Annotated in this window: 16 protein-coding genes; 11 read left to right on the top strand and 5 right to left on the bottom strand. The window is 70.1% G+C overall.

All coding sequences use genetic code 11. The features are described 5' to 3' along the window. Positions 1 to 28 precede the first annotated feature (28 nt). Complete coding sequence (locus CW359_RS23590; protein WP_232838553.1) at positions 29 to 640, top strand: TetR/AcrR family transcriptional regulator; 612 nt, start codon at positions 29 to 31, stop codon at positions 638 to 640. Positions 641 to 706: 66 nt separating this feature from the next. On the opposite strand, the gene CW359_RS23585 is transcribed toward CW359_RS23590, so the two are convergent. Continuing rightward, complete coding sequence (locus CW359_RS23585; protein ID WP_232838552.1) at positions 707 to 2,308, bottom strand: FAD-dependent oxidoreductase; 1,602 nt, start codon at positions 2,306 to 2,308, stop codon at positions 707 to 709. Between the two features lie 290 nt (positions 2,309 to 2,598). Between CW359_RS23585 and CW359_RS23580 the strand changes: the two genes are divergently transcribed. The 4 genes from CW359_RS23580 to CW359_RS23565 all read left to right on the top strand — a co-directional run bounded on the left by CW359_RS23580 (position 2,599) and on the right by CW359_RS23565 (position 6,416). Continuing rightward, positions 2,599 to 3,435, top strand: a complete 837-nt coding sequence (locus CW359_RS23580) for a 2-keto-4-pentenoate hydratase (protein WP_232838551.1) — start codon at positions 2,599 to 2,601, stop codon at positions 3,433 to 3,435. Further along, positions 3,432 to 4,424 carry an acetaldehyde dehydrogenase (acetylating) gene (locus CW359_RS23575; protein ID WP_105972092.1) on the top strand — a complete coding sequence of 331 codons (993 nt, stop codon included), beginning with the start codon at positions 3,432 to 3,434 and terminating at the stop codon, positions 4,422 to 4,424. The genes CW359_RS23580 and CW359_RS23575 overlap by 4 nt, the downstream gene beginning before the upstream one ends. Then, positions 4,421 to 5,437: a 4-hydroxy-2-oxovalerate aldolase gene (gene dmpG, locus CW359_RS23570; protein WP_105972091.1), complete on the top strand. Its 1,017-nt coding sequence runs from the start codon at positions 4,421 to 4,423 to the stop codon at positions 5,435 to 5,437. Before CW359_RS23575 ends, dmpG begins: the two co-directional genes overlap by 4 nt. Before the next feature lie 262 nt (positions 5,438 to 5,699). After that, positions 5,700 to 6,416, top strand: coding sequence for an IclR family transcriptional regulator (locus CW359_RS23565; protein ID WP_198655359.1), 717 nt, complete (start codon positions 5,700 to 5,702; stop codon positions 6,414 to 6,416). A 106-nt stretch (positions 6,417 to 6,522) separates the two neighbouring features. On the opposite strand, the gene CW359_RS23560 is transcribed toward CW359_RS23565, so the two are convergent. Both CW359_RS23560 and CW359_RS23555 read right to left on the bottom strand, forming a co-directional pair. After that, positions 6,523 to 7,293, bottom strand: coding sequence for an SDR family NAD(P)-dependent oxidoreductase (locus tag CW359_RS23560; protein WP_105972089.1), 771 nt, complete (start codon positions 7,291 to 7,293; stop codon positions 6,523 to 6,525). Between the two features lie 2 nt (positions 7,294 to 7,295). Further along, a complete protein-coding gene (locus CW359_RS23555; protein ID WP_105972088.1) occupies positions 7,296 to 8,828 on the bottom strand; it encodes an acyl-CoA synthetase in 1,533 nt (510 codons plus the stop codon). 198 nt (positions 8,829 to 9,026) lie between these two features. On the opposite strand from CW359_RS23555, the gene CW359_RS23550 reads away from it, so the two are divergent. The 3 genes from CW359_RS23550 to CW359_RS23540 all read left to right on the top strand — a co-directional run bounded on the left by CW359_RS23550 (position 9,027) and on the right by CW359_RS23540 (position 12,112). Continuing rightward, a complete protein-coding gene (locus CW359_RS23550) occupies positions 9,027 to 9,818 on the top strand; it encodes an enoyl-CoA hydratase/isomerase family protein (protein ID WP_105972087.1) in 792 nt (263 codons plus the stop codon). Between the two features lie 79 nt (positions 9,819 to 9,897). Beyond that, positions 9,898 to 10,956, top strand: coding sequence for a 2,3-butanediol dehydrogenase (locus CW359_RS23545; RefSeq protein ID WP_105972086.1), 1,059 nt, complete (start codon positions 9,898 to 9,900; stop codon positions 10,954 to 10,956). A 1-nt stretch (position 10,957) separates the two neighbouring features. Next, positions 10,958 to 12,112: an acyl-CoA dehydrogenase family protein gene (locus CW359_RS23540; protein WP_105972085.1), complete on the top strand. Its 1,155-nt coding sequence runs from the start codon at positions 10,958 to 10,960 to the stop codon at positions 12,110 to 12,112. A 75-nt stretch (positions 12,113 to 12,187) separates the two neighbouring features. Here the strand turns inward: CW359_RS23540 and CW359_RS23535 are convergent, their stop codons facing one another. Further along, positions 12,188 to 12,898, bottom strand: a complete 711-nt coding sequence (locus CW359_RS23535) for a TetR/AcrR family transcriptional regulator (RefSeq protein ID WP_105972084.1) — start codon at positions 12,896 to 12,898, stop codon at positions 12,188 to 12,190. A gap of 215 nt (positions 12,899 to 13,113) precedes the next feature. Between CW359_RS23535 and CW359_RS23530 the strand changes: the two genes are divergently transcribed. Beyond that, entirely contained in the window at positions 13,114 to 15,117 is a 2,004-nt protein-coding gene (locus tag CW359_RS23530) for an alpha-ketoacid dehydrogenase subunit alpha/beta (RefSeq protein WP_105972083.1), read from the top strand. Positions 15,118 to 15,177: 60 nt separating this feature from the next. Here the strand turns inward: CW359_RS23530 and CW359_RS23525 are convergent, their stop codons facing one another. After that, the gene (locus CW359_RS23525) at positions 15,178 to 16,224 is read right to left on the bottom strand and encodes a cyclase family protein (protein WP_105972082.1); all 1,047 of its coding nucleotides are present in this window, start codon (positions 16,222 to 16,224) and stop codon (positions 15,178 to 15,180) included. Positions 16,225 to 16,383: 159 nt separating this feature from the next. On the opposite strand from CW359_RS23525, the gene CW359_RS23520 reads away from it, so the two are divergent. Beyond that, positions 16,384 to 16,785 carry a nuclear transport factor 2 family protein gene (locus CW359_RS23520; RefSeq protein WP_232838550.1) on the top strand — a complete coding sequence of 134 codons (402 nt, stop codon included), beginning with the start codon at positions 16,384 to 16,386 and terminating at the stop codon, positions 16,783 to 16,785. A gap of 130 nt (positions 16,786 to 16,915) precedes the next feature. Continuing rightward, on the top strand, positions 16,916 to 17,323 hold the full coding sequence (locus CW359_RS23515; protein ID WP_105972080.1) for a nuclear transport factor 2 family protein: 408 nt from the start codon (positions 16,916 to 16,918) through the stop codon (positions 17,321 to 17,323). Positions 17,324 to 17,394: the final 71 nt, after the last annotated feature.

Below are 17,394 nucleotides of genomic sequence, written 5' to 3'. Positions count from 1 at the left end.
GGAACCCGACCACATGGGGGGCGACGACGTGGCGAGACCCGCAGCGGTACGGCAACCCGCCGCCCCGATGTCGAGCCGCCAGGCCGCCCGCCAGGTCCGCATCCTGCGCGCCGCCTCCGACCTGGGCGCGCGCGAGGGCCTGGCCAGGGTGCAGATGCACGACGTGGCCAAGGAGGCCGGCGTCGCCATCGCCACGCTGTACCGCTACTTCCCGTCCAAGCCCTACCTGTTCCTGTCCGTCCTGGAGTGGCACATCGAGCAGTTCCTGGGCGGCCGTGACACCACCGCCCGCTCTCCCGGAGCCGGGGACGACCCGGCGACGGAAGTGGCCGAGACACTCATCGCGCTGAGCGGAAAGCTCCTGGCCAGCCCGCTGCTGGCGTCGGCGGTGGCCCTCTCCTCCTTCACGGAGTACGCGAACGCGGTCCCGAGCCGCTTCGACATCGTCGAGCGCGCCCTGGGCCGCCGGCTCCTGCACCTGCTGGGCCGCCGTACGGACCCGGAGACCGCCCGCAGCAGGGTACGACTGCTCGTCTACAGCTGGTGGGGCCTGTTCGTGGCGCTGCTGACCGAGGAGATCACCACCGAACAGGCGGCGGCGGACCTGCACCTGGCCGCGCGACTGATCGCCGCCCCCTGAACGAGCTGGTGCCCGGGACACGAAAGGGTGTCCCGGGCACAGCCATGAGATATGAAGCCCGACCGGTCAGTCCTTCGCGCCGACGATGTCCTGCACCGCCAGATAGGAGAAGGCGACACTGGAACCGATCGGTGTCCCCGCACCCGGGTACACCCGCCCGGACATCGCGGCCATGGTGTTCCCGCTCGCGTACAGCCCGTCGATCACGCTCCCGTCGGGCCGCAGCACGCGCGCGTGCTCGTCGGTCTTGAGCCCGCCCTTGGTGCCGATGTCGGCCGGAAGAATGGTCGCGACGTAGTACGGCGGGGTGTCGAGCGGCGGCAGCAGCGCGTTCGGCCACTCGGTCGTGGGCGGCGCCGGGAAGCTCAGCTCGGGATGGGCGGGGAAGCCCAGCACGTAGTTGGCGATCTGGTCCCAGGGCGTCTCACCGCGATGGAACCGCTCGTCGACCCCGGTGGGCGCGTAGGTGTTGAACTCCTCGATGGTCTTCCGCAGCGACTCGACCGGTACGTCGATCAGCTCGGCCAACTCCTCAAGGGTGTCGGCCTTCCTGAGCGAGCCGGACTCGAACCACTCGGGGCTCACGGGCTGGTCGGCAGGCCCACCGAAGCCGTCCCGGTCCAGCTGCCGCTGGTCGAACACCCAGTGGGCGGGGATGTGCGAGACACCCGTGGTCCTGTGCAGCCGGAGGATCTCGCGCCCCGCCTGGTCGTAGGGAAGGTTCTCGTTCATGAAGCGCTCACCGGCGGCGTTGACCCAGATACCGCCCCGGGTACCGGTGTGGAAGAGCGGAAGTCCGTCCGGCCACACCAGCCCCGGTATGCACCAGGCCTGGTCGAGCAGTTCGGTGGCGGCACCGACCGCCATCCCCGCGAGCAGGGCGTCGCCGGTGTTCTGCGGGGCGCCGTTGGACCACTCGCCGGTGAGGGGCGGCTGGTGTTTCGCGCGCAGGTCGGGATCGCGTTCGAACCCGCCGGCGGCGAGGATCACCCCTCGCGTGGCCCGGATCCGGACCCGCTCACCCTCACTCACGGCATCGATTCCGACGACCCTGCCGTCCTCGACGACGAGACTCTCCAGCGCGGTGTTCAGCCGGATCGTGCCGTGGCCGGTCTCCAGGAACGCCGCCAGCGTCCGGCCGATCAGCGCACGCCCACCGTTGAGCACCGGACCCTGGTCACGGCCCCACCGTTCCATCGGGAGCGGCTCGCGCACCAGTTGGGCGTGCTCGCCGAGTTCGGCGGCGGGCACCTCCGCCGGGAAGATGGTGTGCCCCGCGGGGGAGGCGCCGGGGGCCGCCGCGTAGTACTCCGGCACGGGCCCGTACACGAAGGACCCGAACCGCGGGTTGCGCTCCAACTCGTCGATCACCTGTACGCCGGCCCGCAGATAGGCGTCCTGGAGCCGCTCCCGGGAACTGTCGTCGACCACACTGCGCAGATACGTCCGCGACTTCTCGACGTCGTTCTCGACACCGGCCCGCTCGATCGGCGCGGACCCCGGAAACCAGAGCCCGGCCCCGGAGTAGGCGGTGGTCCCGCCCACCCGGTCGGTCTTCTCGACGACAAGCGTCCGCAGCCCACGCGAGGCCGCCGCATACGCCCCGACCAGCCCTCCGCCGGACCCTACGACCACCACGTCGTAGACATCTTCGTTGATGCTCACCATGGACCCTCCTCCAGCCGTTCAGCAGCTAGCCGCCGACGGTAACGAGCCGCCCCGCCCCCACAGTTCGGCCATCTCGCTCACCGAGACCCCCGGACCAGCACCCCAGTCCCGCTGAGCGGAACACACGAGCCTGCCGTACACCGACCCCGCTCAGGCTGGGTGCACGAACGGTCCGGACGAACAGGGGGCGCGCTTTCAGGGGCGCGAGGAACTGCGCGACAAGCCCCACCGAACCCGCACCCGAAGAACCGCCCCAACAGCGGAGCGCCGTGCACGAGTTGAGGATGCGAATGACAGACACCGGGAAACCGACGCCCGTCGCCGAGGCAGCCGCGCGACTGACCGACGCGGCCCACGCCGGAAAACCCTGTGCCCCCGTACGGGACCTCCTGGGCAGCACAGACATAGCCCTCGCCTACGCCGTCCAGCAACAGGTCATCGCCACCCGCCTGGCCGCCGGAGGCAGGGTCGTAGGCCGGAAGATCGGTCTCACCTCCGAATCCGTGCAACGCCAAGTGGGCGTCGACCGGCCCGACTTCGGCGTCCTGCTCGACGACATGGACGTCTCCGCGCTGCCGCGAGTGCCCAGCGAACGCCTGCTCCAGCCCAAGGTCGAGGCCGAGATCGCGTTCGTACTCGCCGCCGACCTGGACGACGACGACCTCGACGTCGACCGGGTCCGCGCGGCCGTCGGACACGCCGTCGCCGCACTGGAGATCGTGGACAGCCGGGTCGCCGACTGGGACATCGCGATCACGGACACGATCGCCGACAACGCCTCCAGCGGCCTGTTCGTCCTCGGCGACCAGCGGGTCGACCTGAAGGAGTTCGAACCCCGCGACGTGACCATGAAGTTGTACGCCGACGGCGTCCTCGCCTCCGAGGGCACCGGCGCCGCCTGCCTGGGCGACCCCCTGGCGGCACTGCTCTGGCTGGCCCGGACCGCACGCGAGTTCGGCGACCCCCTGCGCGCCGGCCAGATCGTCCTCTCGGGCGCCCTGGGCCCACTCGTCCCCACCCCGCCTGGCAGCACCGTACGAGCGGAGATGTCGGGCCTCGGCACGGTGACGGCGACCTTCTCCACCACAGAACGCCAGGACCGCACGGAAGCCAAGGAGCACGGATGACCAAGACCAAGGTGGCCGTTATCGGCTCCGGCAACATCGGCACCGACCTGATGATCAAGGTGCTGCGCCTCTCCGACACCCTGGAGATGGCCGCGATGGTGGGCATCGACCCGGACTCGGACGGCCTGGCCCGCGCCGCCCGCCTCAAAGTCCCCACCACCCACGAGGGCGTCGACGGACTGATCCGCATGCCCGACTTCGACGAGATCGACATCGTCTTCGACGCCACGTCGGCGAAGGCCCACGTCGAGAACGCCAAGAAGCTGGCCCCGTACGGCAAACGCCTCGTGGACCTCACCCCGGCCGCGATCGGCCCGTACGTCGTACCGCCGGTGAACCTCGACGAGCACCTCGCGAACGCCGGCGACGGCGACAACGGTGTCGACAACCTGAACATGGTCACCTGCGGCGGCCAGGCCACGATCCCGATCGTGCACGCGGTCAGCCGCGTGACTCCCGTGCCCTACGCGGAGATCGTCGCCTCGATCGCCTCGAAGTCGGCGGGCCCCGGCACCCGGGCCAACATCGACGAGTTCACCGAGACGACCTCCGGGGCGATCGAGAAGGTGGGCGGCGCCCGGCGCGGCAAGGCGATCATCGTCCTGAACCCGGCCGAACCGCCGCTGATCATGCGGGACACGGTGTACTGCCTGATCGGCGACGCCGACCACGAAGCGATCCGCGCCTCCGTCGAGGAGATGGTCGCGGCCGTCGCCGAGTACGTGCCCGGCTACCGCCTGAAGCAGCAGGTCCAGTTCACGCCGGTCCCCGACGAGGACCCGGTGCACACGCTCTTCACCGGCGACCGCTCCGAGGCGACCACGAAGGTCTCCGTGTTCCTCGAAGTGGAGGGCGCCGCCCACTACCTGCCCGCCTACGCGGGGAATCTCGACATCATGACCTCGGCGGCCCTGCGCGTGGCCGAACGCCTGGCCGAGCGATTCTCCACCAAGGCGACCACCGAAGCGATCGACGAGGTGACCAAGTGACCGCCACCCCAAGGCTCTACGTCCAGGACGTCACCCTCCGGGACGGCATGCACGCCATCCGGCACCGGATCACCCCCGAGTTCGTGGGCAAGATCTCCAAGGCCCTCGACGAGGCCGGCGTGGACGCGATCGAGGTCGCGCACGGCGACGGTCTGGCCGGCGGCAGCCTCAACTACGGGCCGGGCAGCAACACCGACTGGGAGTGGATCGAGGCGGCGGCCGACGCCATCGAACGCGCCACCCTCACCTCCCTCCTGCTCCCCGGCATCGGCACGATCGTCGAACTCAAGCGGGCCTACGCCATGGGCGTGCGCTCGGTACGCATCGCCACGCACTGCACGGAGGCGGACGTCGCCGCCCAGCACATCACCACGGCCCGCGAACTCGGCATGGACGTCTCCGGGTTCCTGATGATGGCCCACATGGCGACCCCGGAAGTCCTCGCCCAGCAGGCCAAGTTGATGGAGACGTACGGCGCGCACTGCGTGTACGTCACCGACTCCGGCGGCCGGCTCACCATGGACGGCGTACGCGACCGCATCCGCGCCTACCGGGATGTCCTCGACCCGGAGACCCAGATCGGCATCCACGCCCACGAGAACCTCTCCCTCTCGGTGGCGAACTCCGTGGTGGCGGTGGAGGAGGGCGTGACCCGGGTCGACGCCTCGCTCGCCGGACAGGGCGCCGGCGCGGGCAACTGCCCGATCGAGCCGTTCGTCGCCGTCGCCAACCTCCAGGGCTGGAAGCACGACTGCGACCTGTTCGCCCTCCAGGACGCCGCCGAGGACCTGGTACGCCCGCTCCAGGACCGCCCGGTCCGCGTGGACCGCGAGACCCTCACCCTCGGCTACGCGGGCGCCTACTCCAGCTTTCTGCGCCACGCGGAAGCGGCCGCGGACCGCTACGGCCTCGACGCCCGCACGATCCTCCAGGAGGTCGGCAGGCGCGGACTGGTCGGCGGCCAGGAGGACATGATCGTCGACATCGCGCTGGACCTCACCGCCCGGGCCTGACGCCCACCTCCGACCCGCCCTACCGCTCCTCGGAAGATTCCTTCCGGGGAGCGGCACTTTTTTGCGTCCGCTATAGATTAGACCGACCACCCCAATTAATCGGTGCACGACTCTTTCTCTACCGCCCGAGGCATTGGTACCTTGACGCCGAAGCCGAACTAGAATTGATTTCAGTTTGAGCAGAGAGGCACCGACGATGACGTCTGCCCTGCGCCTGGACTCGCGACCCTCCGAGGTCGTCGGGCAGGTACTGCCTCCGTCGATGATGGAGCGCGTCACGCTGATCATGGACCTCTTCGAGCGTCCGCAGACCCACCTGACCCTGGAGACGGTCTCCCGCCGTACCCATCTCCCACGCTCGACCACCCACCGCATACTCGACCAACTGGTCCGCCTGGACTGGCTGAACCACACGGTCGCCGGCTACACCCTGGGCCGCCGAGCGCTGGGCCTCGGCGGCCGGGAGATCGGCCACAGCGCCCTGCGCTCGGCCGCCGCACCCCACCTCCTGGACCTCGCCGTCCGCACCCGGATGGTCGTCCACCTGGCGGTGCTGGACGGCCCGGAGATCTACTACCTGGACAAGGTGGGCGGCCGGGCGGCCGTCGACATCCCCTCCAAGGTGGGCGGCCGGGCGGTCGCGCACTGCACCGGCCTGGGCAAGGCGATGCTGGCCTGGCTGAGTCCGGAGGAGATCGACGCCCGCTACGCCCACCTGATCGAACGCCGAACGGACCACAGCATCGGCCACCTCGACCACCTCCACCACGAACTCCGCGCGGTCCGCCGCCGCAACGGCCTGGCCATCGACCGCGGCGAGTGTTTCCCCGACCTCGGCTGCGTGGGCCTGGCCCTGCGCGGCCCCGAGGGCCCGATAGCCGCGATCTCGGTGGTGGGGGACGGCAGTTCGAGCCTGGAGTTGGTGGCACCCCTGGTGGTGAACACGGTGAAGGCGGTAGCGGAGGACCTGTTCAACTAGCCCTGCGGCAACGCGCCCCTCTTTTGGGGGCGCGGGACTGTATCGATCAGCGGCTCCGCCGCGGGGCGCGACCAGCCCCCACCGTCCCGCACCCGAAGAACCACCCCTACCAGGCAGTCCACCCCCCATCCACAGTCACAGTCGTCCCCGTCACAAACCGAGACGCCTCCGACGCGAGAAACACCGCCGCACCCCCGAGTTCCTCCACAGACCCCACCCTCCCCAAAGGCGTCCCCCGGACAATCCGCTCCCCCCACCGGCTGTCCAGCAACCCGGAACTGAGATCCGTACGGAAGTAACCGGGCGCCAGCGCGTTCACCCGCACCCCCCGATCCGCCCACTCCACAGCCAGCGACTTGGTGAGTGCCTCGACCCCACCCTTGCTGGCCGCATAGGCGGCGATCCGCTCGAACCCCGTACTCGCGTGCACGGACGAGATGTTGACGATCGAGCCGGCCCCCTGCTCCAGCATCACCCGCCCCGCCTCCCGGCAGCAGTAGAAGGTCCCCTGGAGATTGACGGCGAGCACCCGCCCCCAGTCCTCGTCGGTGACCCACTCGCTCCGGTTGAAGTGCGGACTGACCCCGGCGCAGTTGACGGCCACATCCAGCCGCCCGGCCCACTCGACGACCCCCTCCACCATGCCCCGTACGGCATCGGAGTCGGCGACCGAGCCGGGCAGCACCAGCGCCTTGCCGCCGTACCCGGCCAGCTCCGCTTCGAGACTGTCGAGGTCGGCCGCCGTGCGGGCGGTCACCGCGACGTTCGCCCCGGCCTGGGCGAGCGCGACCGCGATCGCCCGGCCAAGGCCCTTCCCCGCCCCGGTCACCCAGGCCGTACGGCCGTCGAGGCGCAGGTCGGTGTTCACATCGGCCATGGTCAGCTCCCGGTGGGAATGTCGCGCAGGGTCCGCTTGAGGACCTTGCCCGAGGGGGTACGGGGGAGTTCGTCGACGATGTCGAAACGGGCCGGCACCTTGAACTTGGCGAGCCGCTCCTGGCAGAACCCGCGCAGTTCCTCCGCGCCCGCCTCGGTCCCCGGCCGGAACACCACGAAGGCGCGCGGGACCTCGCCCCAGCGCGGATGGGTCAGCCCGACGACCGCCGCCTCCAGGACGGCCGGGTGCTCGTACAGCACCCGCTCCACCTCGGGGGTGGCGATGTTCTCGCCGCCGGAGACGATCATGTCCTTCTTCCGGTCGTCGATGTAGAGGAAGCCCTCCTCGTCGACATGGCCGATGTCGCCGGTGTGGAACCAGCCGTCGCGCAGGGCGGCGGCCGTCGCCTTCTCGTCGCGCCAGTAGCCCGCGAAGACCTTCGGGCCGCGCAGCGTGATCTCGCCCAGCTCGCCCGCCGGGGCCTCCGCGCCGGTGTCGTCGACGATCCGGATCCGGGTGTGCGGCACGGGCCGGCCGACCGAGCCCAGCTTGGACAGGCAGTGCTCGCGGTCGAGGAAGGTGTCGCCCGAGACGGTCTCGGTCAGACCGTAGGCGTCGGCGAACCAGGCGTTCGGGAACGCGTTCATGATGCGCCGCAGCACCGGTTCCGGGGTCTTCTCGCCGCCGCCCACGATGAACCGCATCGACGTCGTGTCGTACGACTCCCGGTCCGGCACCTCCAGCACGGCGTTGACCATCACCGGCGCCAGCCAGGCGTTGGTGACCCGGTGCTCCTGGATCGCCCGCAGGACACCCGGCGCGTCGAACTTCCGCTGGAGGACGACTCCGCCGCCCGCGTACAGCACCGCGAGGGCGGGCATGTCCAGGCCGCCGACGTGGTAGAGCGGCCCGGCCACGAGCGTGGTGTCCGCCGCGGTGAGCCCGAAGTGGACGATCTGGGAGACGTTCTTCGCGTGCAGATTGCCGTACGTGATGCGCACGCCCTTGGGGCGTGAGGTGGTGCCCGAGGTGTACATCAGCCGCTGGAGATCCTCAGGCCCGACCTCCACGGGGTCGACGCGGGCGCCCTCGTGCCACCCGAGCAGCGCCTCGTAACCGGTCCACTCACCGGACTCCGGCTCGCCGTCCACCAGGACGCGGTGCTCCAGATCGGTCAGTTTCCCGGCGATACGGTCGGCCGCCCGGACGAACTCCGGTTCGGTGACGATCACCTTTGCCTGGGAGTGGCCGAGGATGTACGCCCATTCCTCTTCGGACAGGCGGTAGTTCAGCGGGAGAAAGACCGCCCCGACGCGGTTCGCCGCGTAGACCAGTTCCAGGAACTCCGGCCGGTTGTAGAGCAGCAGCCCGACGACGTCACCGCGCCGGACGCCCAGCTCCGTCAGGCCCGCGGCCAGCCGGTTGACCCGGTCATGGAGGTCGCGCACCGTCAGACGGCGCTCCTCCTGGGTGACGGCCACGGCATCGGGCCGCTGGGTCAGGTGGTAATCGAGGATGCTCGCGAAATTGTGCACGGCTCTCTCTCGCTCTGTGTCGGAAAGGCGGGTTCCGGCCGGTTGGTTGCCCGCTCCCATGATTTAGTGTACCTCTTGGTCTATAAAACTTGTCGCCGAACTGTACGACGACGCGAACACATCGACAACCATCCGCGCGCCGATGAGTTCGAGTCGTTTCCCCCCGCTGAACTGGATGACCTCGATCAGGAGGCTTTGGTGCCGCGCATCCGTCTGGACACCGACGGACCCGTTGTCACGGTCCGCCTCGACCACCCCCCGCTGAACGCCTTCGACACCACCCAGCGCGACGAACTGGCCGCGCGCGTACGCGAGCTGGCCGACTCGCCCCACGTACGGGCCGTCGTGCTCTACGGCGGCGAGCGCCTCTTCGCCGCCGGCGCGGACGTCAAGGCGCTCGCCGCGATGGACATCGAGGAGATACGGGGCTGGAACCGCGCCCTGCAGCGCACCTTCGACGAGGTGGCCCAACTGCCCATGCCGGTGATCGCCGCGATCACCGGCTACGCACTCGGCGGCGGCCTCGAACTGGCCCTGGCCGCCGACTACCGCGTCGCGGCCGACGACGCCCTCCTCGGCCAGCCGGAGATCCAGCTGGGCATCATCCCCGGCGCGGGCGGCACCCAGCGCCTGACCCGGCTGATCGGCCCGTCCCGCGCCAAGAACCTCCTGATGACCGGCCGCAGGGTGGACGCCGCCGAGGCCCTGAGACTGGGCCTGGTGGACCAGGTGGTCCCCGCCCCCGAGGTCCACACGGCGGCCTTCCACTACGCCCGCAAGCTCGCCGAGGGCCCGGCGGCAGCCCTGGAGGCCATCAAGGAGGCCGTGAACCACGGCACCGACACCTCCCTGTCGACCGGCCTCGCCCTCGAACGCTCCCTGTTCACCGGGGTGTTCGGCACCAGAGACGCGACGACGGGTATCGAGTCGTTCCTGACGGAGGGCCCGGGCAAGGCCCGCTTCGAAGGCCCTGGGAGAGGCGCCCCGTAGGGGCCGCCTTTCAGGGGCGCGGGGAACTGCGCGCCCAGCCCCCACCGGCCCGCAGATCACAACAAGAGGACGACAGGACATGAAAGCACTCCGCTGGCACGCCGCCCGGGACCTACGTCTGGAAGAGGTCCCGGACCCCCCCACCCCCGCCCCCCACGAGGCCGTCGTGGAGGTCGCCTGGTCCGGAATCTGCGGCACGGACCTCCATGAGTTCCTGGAAGGCCCCCACATGATCCGCGCCAGCCCCCACCCCCTCACCGGCGCCAGCCCACCTCTCGCCCTCGGCCACGAACTCAGCGGTACAGTCCTGGCGTTGGGCTCGGAGACACCCGGCATAGCGATCGGCGACCGAGTCACCGCGGACCCCGTCTGGCACTGCGGCACCTGCTTCTGGTGCGCCCGGGGCGAGTACCACATCTGCCCCAGGAGCGGCTCCGTCGGCCTCGCCTCACCCGGTTCCTTCGCGGACCGCGTCACCGTGCCGATATCCGGCCTCACCCGCCTCCCCGACAACGTCACCGACGAGATGGCGGCCGTTGCCGAACCCCTCGCGGTGGGCCTGCACGCCGTCACCCGCGCCGGAGTCCGGCCGGGCGACAACGTCCTGGTCGTCGGCGGCGGCCCGATCGGCGTCGCCGTCGTCCTCGCGGCCCGCATCGCGGGCGCCGCCGGTCTCTATGTGAGCGAACCCCTCGCAGGACGCCGCGAGTTGCTGCTGAAACTCGGCGTCACCGAGGCGTTCGACCCGCGCGAGACGGACGTACGCAAAGAGGTGTTCGTACGAACCGGCCGCATAGGCCCGGACGTCGTCATCGACGCGACGGGCGTACCCGCGCTCGCCGGGCAGGCCGTCAGCACGGTCCGGCGCGGCGGCCGGGTCGTGCTCGCCGGCGTCGGGCACGGCAGTGTCGAGTTCGACATGGGCCAACTCGTCTTCTACGAGCGCTCGGTGGTCGGCACGCTCGGCTACAACTTCGACATCCCCCGGGTGATCGACCTGATGAGCACCGGGCGCCTGGACGCCTCCGCTCTGGTCACCGGACGTTTCCCGCTCACGGAAGGAGCCGAGGTCTTCGCGGACCTGGCCGCCGACCGGGCCAAGCACCTCAAGGTGCTGCTGACTCCGAAGGGACTGTGACATGGATTTCGACCTGCCGGAGGAGACCCGTGATCTCCAGGACATGGTCCGGGAGTTCGCGGCGAGGGAGATCGCCCCGAACGCGGCGGAGTGGTCCGAGACCGAGACCTTCCCCACCAAGATCTTCACCAAGCTCGGCGAACTCGGCCTGATGGGCATGCTGGTGCCCGAGGAGTACGGCGGCGCGGGCTCCGACACGGTCTCCTACGTCGCGGTCATGGAGGAACTCGGCGCCGCCGACCAGTCGGTGGCCTCCTCCTGGAACGCCCACTCGACCATCGCGACGCTGCCGCTCCTGACGTACGGCACCGAGGCCCAGAAGCAGCGCTGGCTCGCCCCGCTCGCCAAGGGCGAGGCCATCGGGGCCTTCGGTCTGACCGAGCCCGGCGCCGGGTCCGACGCGGCCGGCATCACCACCACCGCCCGCCGGGCGGACGGCGGTTGGGTGATCAACGGCACCAAGATGTTCATCACCAACGCCGGCACCGACATCAGCCAGGGCGTCACGCTCCTGGCCACCACCGGCAAGAACGAGGACGGGCGGAAACGCTTCGCCACCTTCTACGTCCCCACCGGCACCCCCGGCTACAGCTGCGGCGCCAAGCTGAAGAAGCTCGGCTGGCACGCCATGGACACCCGGGAACTGGTCTTCGAGGACTGCTGGATCGCCGACGACCATCTGATCGGCGAGGAGGGCAACGGCCTGCGCCAGTTCCTCAACGTCCTCGACAAGGGCCGGATCAGCGTCGCCGCGCTGGGCCTCTCGCTGGCGAAGGCGGCGCTCACCCTGGCCGTCAGACACGCCACGGAACGCCACCAGTTCGGCCGCCCGCTCTCCGCCTTCCAGGCGGTCGCGCACAAGATCGCCGACATCGGGACGGAGTACCAGGCCGCCCGCTGGATGGTCTACCGCGCCGCCTGGCTGGCCGACCAGGGCCGCCCGTACGGCACGGAGGCCGCGATGGCCAAGCTGTACGCCTCCGAGGTCGCCAACCGTGCCGCCTCCCAGGCGGTCCAGATCCACGGCGGGTACGGCTATGTGCGGGAGTCGGAGATCTCCCGCTTCTACGCCGACGCCAAGATCCTGGAGATCGGCGAGGGCACGAACGAGATCCAACGCGACGTCATCGCCCGGGCGTTGCTCAAGCAGGCGTGACACGAGCAAGTGGGCGTGGGGGACGCGAAGGGGCCCGCGGCACACGCCGCGGGCCCCGGGAACCCGGTACCGGGATCAGCTCGCCGCCAGCGCGGCCGGCTGCCACGCGGCCTCGGGGTCGAGCGGCAGGTCGGGCCGGTCGCGCTTGAAGGCGGCGGCCTCCCCCTCCACGTCCGGCAGCGCGGCGCCGGGCGCTCCGAACCCTCGCAGCAGGGTGTCGCAGTACTCGCCGGACAGGTACGAGGCGTCCCACTGGCCGTCCGGCTTCACCCATTGATAGGTGTGGTTGTGCAGATTCAGGAACTGCAGGGTGGCCAGGTGCGGTTCGACCGCACGGAAGGTGCCCGCCTCCACGGCCTCCGTGAGCAGCCCCCGGACCAGCTGCTCGAACTCCGCGCGCTGGCCCAGCAGCGTGTCGAGGTAGTCGCCGGTGAGGCTGCGGTAGTCGTGCTCGTAGACCCAGATGTGGTCCAGGCGGCGGAAGATGATCGTCAGCAGCGACTCGGACAGCAGCCGCAGCCGTACCAGCGGGTCCGCGTCGAGGCCCGCGATCTGCCGGGCGCGGGACAGCAGCGGGTCCATCACCCGCGACTGGATCTCGATCAGCAGGTTCTCCTTGGACCCGATGTAGTAGTACAGGGCGCCCTTGGCGAGCCCGACCGCGCGGCCCAGTTCGTTGATCGAGGTCGCCGCGTAGCCGTGACGGGCGAACAGGGTGGCCGCGGTGTCGATGATCTTCTGGCGTCGGACCTCGTAGTCCGGCCCGTGGCCCGGTGGTCGTGGCATGTGGTTCTCCCCGCCTGATGTGTCGACATTTCGACGTACCGATGAGACATGACCTCGGGCCCGCGTCCGGACGGCCGACGGCGCGTCCGGGGGGAAGCGGGCCCGGGACCTCGTTCCATTGTGCTTGACCAGTTTGCTAGACCAGACGGTACATTAAAAGATGGACTCCGGCGGCGCGGCCTTGTACCGCCCGCGCGAGCATTGCGAGGACGCGCATGACGACCGAGGCACCCCAGCACATCACGACCGGTTCCGCCGTTTCCGCGCACGCGGAACAGCTGCTGGAAATGTACCGCCGGATGCGCCGAATCCGGCGCTTCGAGGAACGGGCCTCCGTGCTCTACAAGGCGACGGAGATCCCCGGCTTCCTGCACCTCTCGATCGGCCAGGAGGCCAGCGCGGTGGGCGCCTGCTGGCCCCTGACCGCCCGCGACGGGATCACCTCCACCCACCGCGGCCACGGCCACGTCCTGGCCAAGGGCCTGGACACGGCGTCCATGATGGCCGAGCTGATGGGCAAGGACGCCGGGACCAACCACGGCCGCGGCGGCTCGATGCACATCGCCGACCCGCGCCTGGGCATCTACGGTGCCAACGGCATCGTCGGCGCCGGCCTGCCGATCGCCACCGGGGTGGCCACCGCGGCCAAGCTGCGCGCCGCCGGAGACGTGGTGGTGGCCTTCTTCGGCGACGGCGCGGTCGCCCAGGGCATGTTCCACGAGGCCGTCAACCTGGCCGCCGTATGGGACCTGCCCGTCGTCTTCCTCTGCGAGAACAACCACTACTCCGAGTTCTCGCCCGCCTCCGAACAGCACCGCGCCACCCTCTCCGCCCGCGCCGCCGGCTACGGCATCGACTACGCGCACGTCGACGGCAACGACGTCCTCGCGGTGGCCGGGCTGATGAACGACGTGGTGGAACGCCTGCGCGGCGGCGCAGGACCCGTCCTCGTCGAGGCCGAGACCTACCGCTGGCACGGCCACTACGAGGGCGACCCCGAGCGCTACCGCCCCGCCGAGGAGGTCGCCGCCGCCAAGGAACGCGACCCGCTGCTCGTCGCCCGCAAGCACCTGGCGGCGGCCGGCGTCCCGGCCGTACTGGCCGACGCGATCGACGAGGAGATCGACAAGGAGATCGAGGCGGCGGTGGAATGGGCCAGGAGCCTGCCCGAACCGGCCCCCGAGACCCTGCACGACTTCGTCTCGGCACCGCGCTCGACGGTCCCCGAACCGGCCCCCGCCACCGGCGAGGTCTTCCGCTCCATGGACGCCGTACGCCTCGCCCTGGAACACGAACTCACCACCGACCCCAGCGTGTTCATCGCCGGTATCGACGTCGGCGCGGGCGGCAACGTCTTCGGCCTCACCCGAGGCCTGGCGGACGCCTTCCCCGGCCGGGTCCGCGACACGCCGATCAGCGAGAGCGCCATCATCGGTACGGCGGTGGGGGCGGCCATGGCCGGGATGAAGCCGGTCGTCGAGATCATGTACATGGACTTCATCGGCGTCTGCCTGGACATGCTCCTCAACCAGGCGGCCAAACTGCGCTTCATGACCGGCGGCCGGGCCTCGATGCCCCTCGTCGTCCGCACCCAGTTCGGCGCGGGCCGCTCCTCGGGCAGCCAGCACTCGCAGAGCCTGGAGGCCCTGCTCGCCCACATCCCCGGCCTGACCGTGGTCATGCCGTCCAACCCGGCCGACACGTACGGCCTCCTGCGCGCCGCCATCCAGGACCCGAACCCGGTGGTCTTCGTCGAGAACCGGCTCCAGTACGGCCTCAAGGGCCCGCGCCCGCCGGCCGACCACCTGATCCCGCTGGGCAAGGCCAAGGTGGTCCGCGAGGGCACCGACATCACCCTGGTCTCCTGGTCCCGGATGGTCCAGGACGGCCTGGCCGCAGCCGAGTTGCTGGCCGAAGAGGGGCTGAGCGTGGAGGTGATCGACCTGCGCACGATCGCCCCACTGGACCGCGAGACCGTCCTCGCCTCCCTCGCCAAGACGAACCGCCTGGTCATCGCCCACGAGGCGGTACGGGACTTCGGCGTCGGCGCCGAGTTGTCGGCCCTCGCTGTAGACGAGGGCTTCTGGCACCTGGACGCCCCGGTGACCCGCGTGGCCCCGCCGCACGTACCGGCCCCGTACGCGCCCTCGCTGGAGCGGGCGTGGCTGCCGTCCCGGGACACGATCGCGGACACACTGCGCCGGATCGCGGCGGTCTGACCGCACAAGGGAGGGGCCCCGGGGTTGTCGCCCCGGGGCCCCTCCCTTGTGCGGCCCGTGTCAGACGGTGGCCACCGGAGTCAGCGGGCTGCCCTGCGTCCCCGGGAGGTTCAGCGGGGGAGCGGTGAGCAGAAAACGGCTGCGGTTGTGTTCGCGGAGCCAGCTGGCGAGCGGGCCGAGGTTCCACAGTTCGCCGAGGGGGACGCCCAGCTTGAACAGGCAGAGGTGGTGGATGGGGAGGAGTGAGTGGGGTCCGGTCTCGTTGCCGACGGCCACCCCTTCGACCGCGTAGTTGTCCGCGACCAGGCCCGCGAGCTGCGACTCGGTGATCCATTGGAGGATCTCGGGGTCGTGGGCGTCGAGGTAGGCGGCGGTCTGGTGGATGGCGACGGGGTCGGGGTTCTTGTTCCAGTTGAGGATCTGGGTGGCGAAGCCGGTGTGGAGCAGGACGATGTCGCCGGGCTCCACGGTGACGTTGTCGGCGTCCATGATCTCGCGGAGCTGGCGGTAGTTGACGGCCTGGTAGCCGGTGCCGAGGTGGTGGGCGATGTCGATGAGGACGCCGCGGCCCTGCACGCCGTGTTCGGCCATGTGTTCGAGGCCGAGGTGGCGGGCGAAGCCGAGGCTGCCGCTGCCGTCGCCCTTGGCGTCGTCCTGGGGTCCGACCAGGTCCGTACCGGCGCGGTAGCCGTTGTAGTAGACGGCCTCGTTGGCGCCGTCGGCATCCGCGTCGAACTCGGCGCCCTGGTGGGCGAGGGCGTCCCACTGGGTGGAGTACTGCAGCCAGAGGGTGACCACGTCGTCGGACCAGACGTCGATCAGGTCGGGCGAGAAGTGCTCGCTCGCCTTGATGTTGTAGAAGACGTCCTGGTTGTGCTGGAGGTCCTCGGTGGGGCGCAGGATCGGCGGGTAGCGGCGCTGGTTCATGGCCGAGCCGCCCGGATAGTCCAGGGGAAGGCTGAGGCTGAAGGCGATGCCGTGCTCGACCTCGCGCACGCCCTGGAGGACCTTCTCCTTCGTGACCAGGTTGATCCGGCCCAGCTCGTCGTCCTCGCCCCAGTCGCCCCAGGTCGAACCCGGCGGACGCTGCTTCCAACGCTTCGTCATGACAAATGCCTCCTCAGGCGACGTCCCCGTTGACGATCAGCGGCATGCTATTTGGGATTATACCGGTCGGTCAACAATCAGAACTGCTTCCGTTCAGCCCTTTATATTGTCTTGCAGTCGGCAATAGACTCAGTGGTCGAAACATCGACTGTTGGGGAGATGATGAGCGAATCCACACAGGCGTGGGTGGCTGCCGGAGTACGTGCCGTGATCGGGACGCACACGCAGGCCCAGGACGCCGGCCGCACCGACGACATCGTCGCGCTGTACACACCCGACGGGGTCCTCGAACTCCCGGGCACGGACCCCCTCCAGGGCCACGACGCCCTCCGCGCGGCTTTCAAGGGCTGGGAGCCGGAGCTGCCGCAGCTCCACCTGGTCACCAACACGGTCGTCACCTCCTCCACCGCCGACGAGGCGACGGCCACGAGCGACGTGGCCTTCCTCCAGCGCGGCGAGGCGGGTTGGGCGGTCCAGGTGGTCGGCCACTACGAGGACGAGTTCACCCGGGCCGACGGCACCTGGCTGCTGAGTCGCAGGAAGACGACCTACCAGGTCTAGCGAGGAGCGCCCCCATAAGGGGCGCGGGGCTGTGCCAATTTGCGGCTCCGCCGCGCGGGCGCGACCAGCCACAACGGACCCGCAGCTCGCCCACGACCTGTCCCCCCGTACACCCGGACCTTGGAGAAAGATGCCCACCACTTCCCCTGACACCGAAGCACAGGTCGCCGCAGGCGTACAGGCGGCCATCGCCGCCTACGCCCAGGCCCTGGACACCGGCCGAAACGACGACGTAGCCGCCCTCTTCACCCCCGACGGCGTCGCCGAGATCGCCGGCATAGCCACCTTCGAGGGCCGCGACGCCATCCGCGAAGGCTTCGCGGCCTTCGCGCCGACCCAGCCGCAGCTGCACCTCGTGGCCAACACGGTCGTCACCTCGTACACCGAGGAGGAGGCCACCGCGGTCAGCAACCTCGCCTTCTTCCAGCGCGGCGAGGCGGGCTGGGCGGTCCAGATGGTCGGCCGCTACGACGACACGCTCCGCCACCACGAGGGCGCGTGGAAGTTCCAGCGGAGGGTCACGACCTTCCTGCAGTAGCGCGCGCCGCACGACACGGAAAGCCGATGCTCGTGCCACCCGACGGATCGGGCGGCACGAGCATCGGCTTT

It is taken from the genome of Streptomyces geranii, assembly GCF_002954775.1.
GTDB classification, from domain to species: Bacteria; Actinomycetota; Actinomycetes; order Streptomycetales; family Streptomycetaceae; genus Streptomyces; species Streptomyces geranii.
Note: the sequence above shows the minus strand (reverse complement) of the source record. Positions and strands in the feature narration are given on the sequence as shown.

Bases quoted from the DNA above. Each gene is read 5' to 3' on its own strand.
- CW359_RS23585 (WP_232838552.1), bottom strand. From the start codon at position 2,308: ATGGTGAGCATCAACGAAGATGTCTACGACGTGGTGGTCGTAGGGTCC.
- CW359_RS23580 (WP_232838551.1), top strand. From the start codon at position 2,599: ATGACAGACACCGGGAAACCGACGCCCGTCGCCGAGGCAGCCGCGCGA.
- CW359_RS23575 (WP_105972092.1), top strand. From the start codon at position 3,432: ATGACCAAGACCAAGGTGGCCGTTATCGGCTCCGGCAACATCGGCACC.
- CW359_RS23565 (WP_198655359.1), top strand. From the start codon at position 5,700: ATGATGGAGCGCGTCACGCTGATCATGGACCTCTTCGAGCGTCCGCAG.
- CW359_RS23560 (WP_105972089.1), bottom strand. From the start codon at position 7,293: ATGGCCGATGTGAACACCGACCTGCGCCTCGACGGCCGTACGGCCTGG.
- CW359_RS23545 (WP_105972086.1), top strand. From the start codon at position 9,898: ATGAAAGCACTCCGCTGGCACGCCGCCCGGGACCTACGTCTGGAAGAG.
- CW359_RS23540 (WP_105972085.1), top strand. From the start codon at position 10,958: ATGGATTTCGACCTGCCGGAGGAGACCCGTGATCTCCAGGACATGGTC.
- CW359_RS23535 (WP_105972084.1), bottom strand. From the start codon at position 12,898: ATGCCACGACCACCGGGCCACGGGCCGGACTACGAGGTCCGACGCCAG.
- CW359_RS23530 (WP_105972083.1), top strand. From the start codon at position 13,114: ATGACGACCGAGGCACCCCAGCACATCACGACCGGTTCCGCCGTTTCC.
- CW359_RS23525 (WP_105972082.1), bottom strand. From the start codon at position 16,224: ATGACGAAGCGTTGGAAGCAGCGTCCGCCGGGTTCGACCTGGGGCGAC.
- CW359_RS23520 (WP_232838550.1), top strand. From the start codon at position 16,384: ATGATGAGCGAATCCACACAGGCGTGGGTGGCTGCCGGAGTACGTGCC.
- CW359_RS23515 (WP_105972080.1), top strand. From the start codon at position 16,916: ATGCCCACCACTTCCCCTGACACCGAAGCACAGGTCGCCGCAGGCGTA.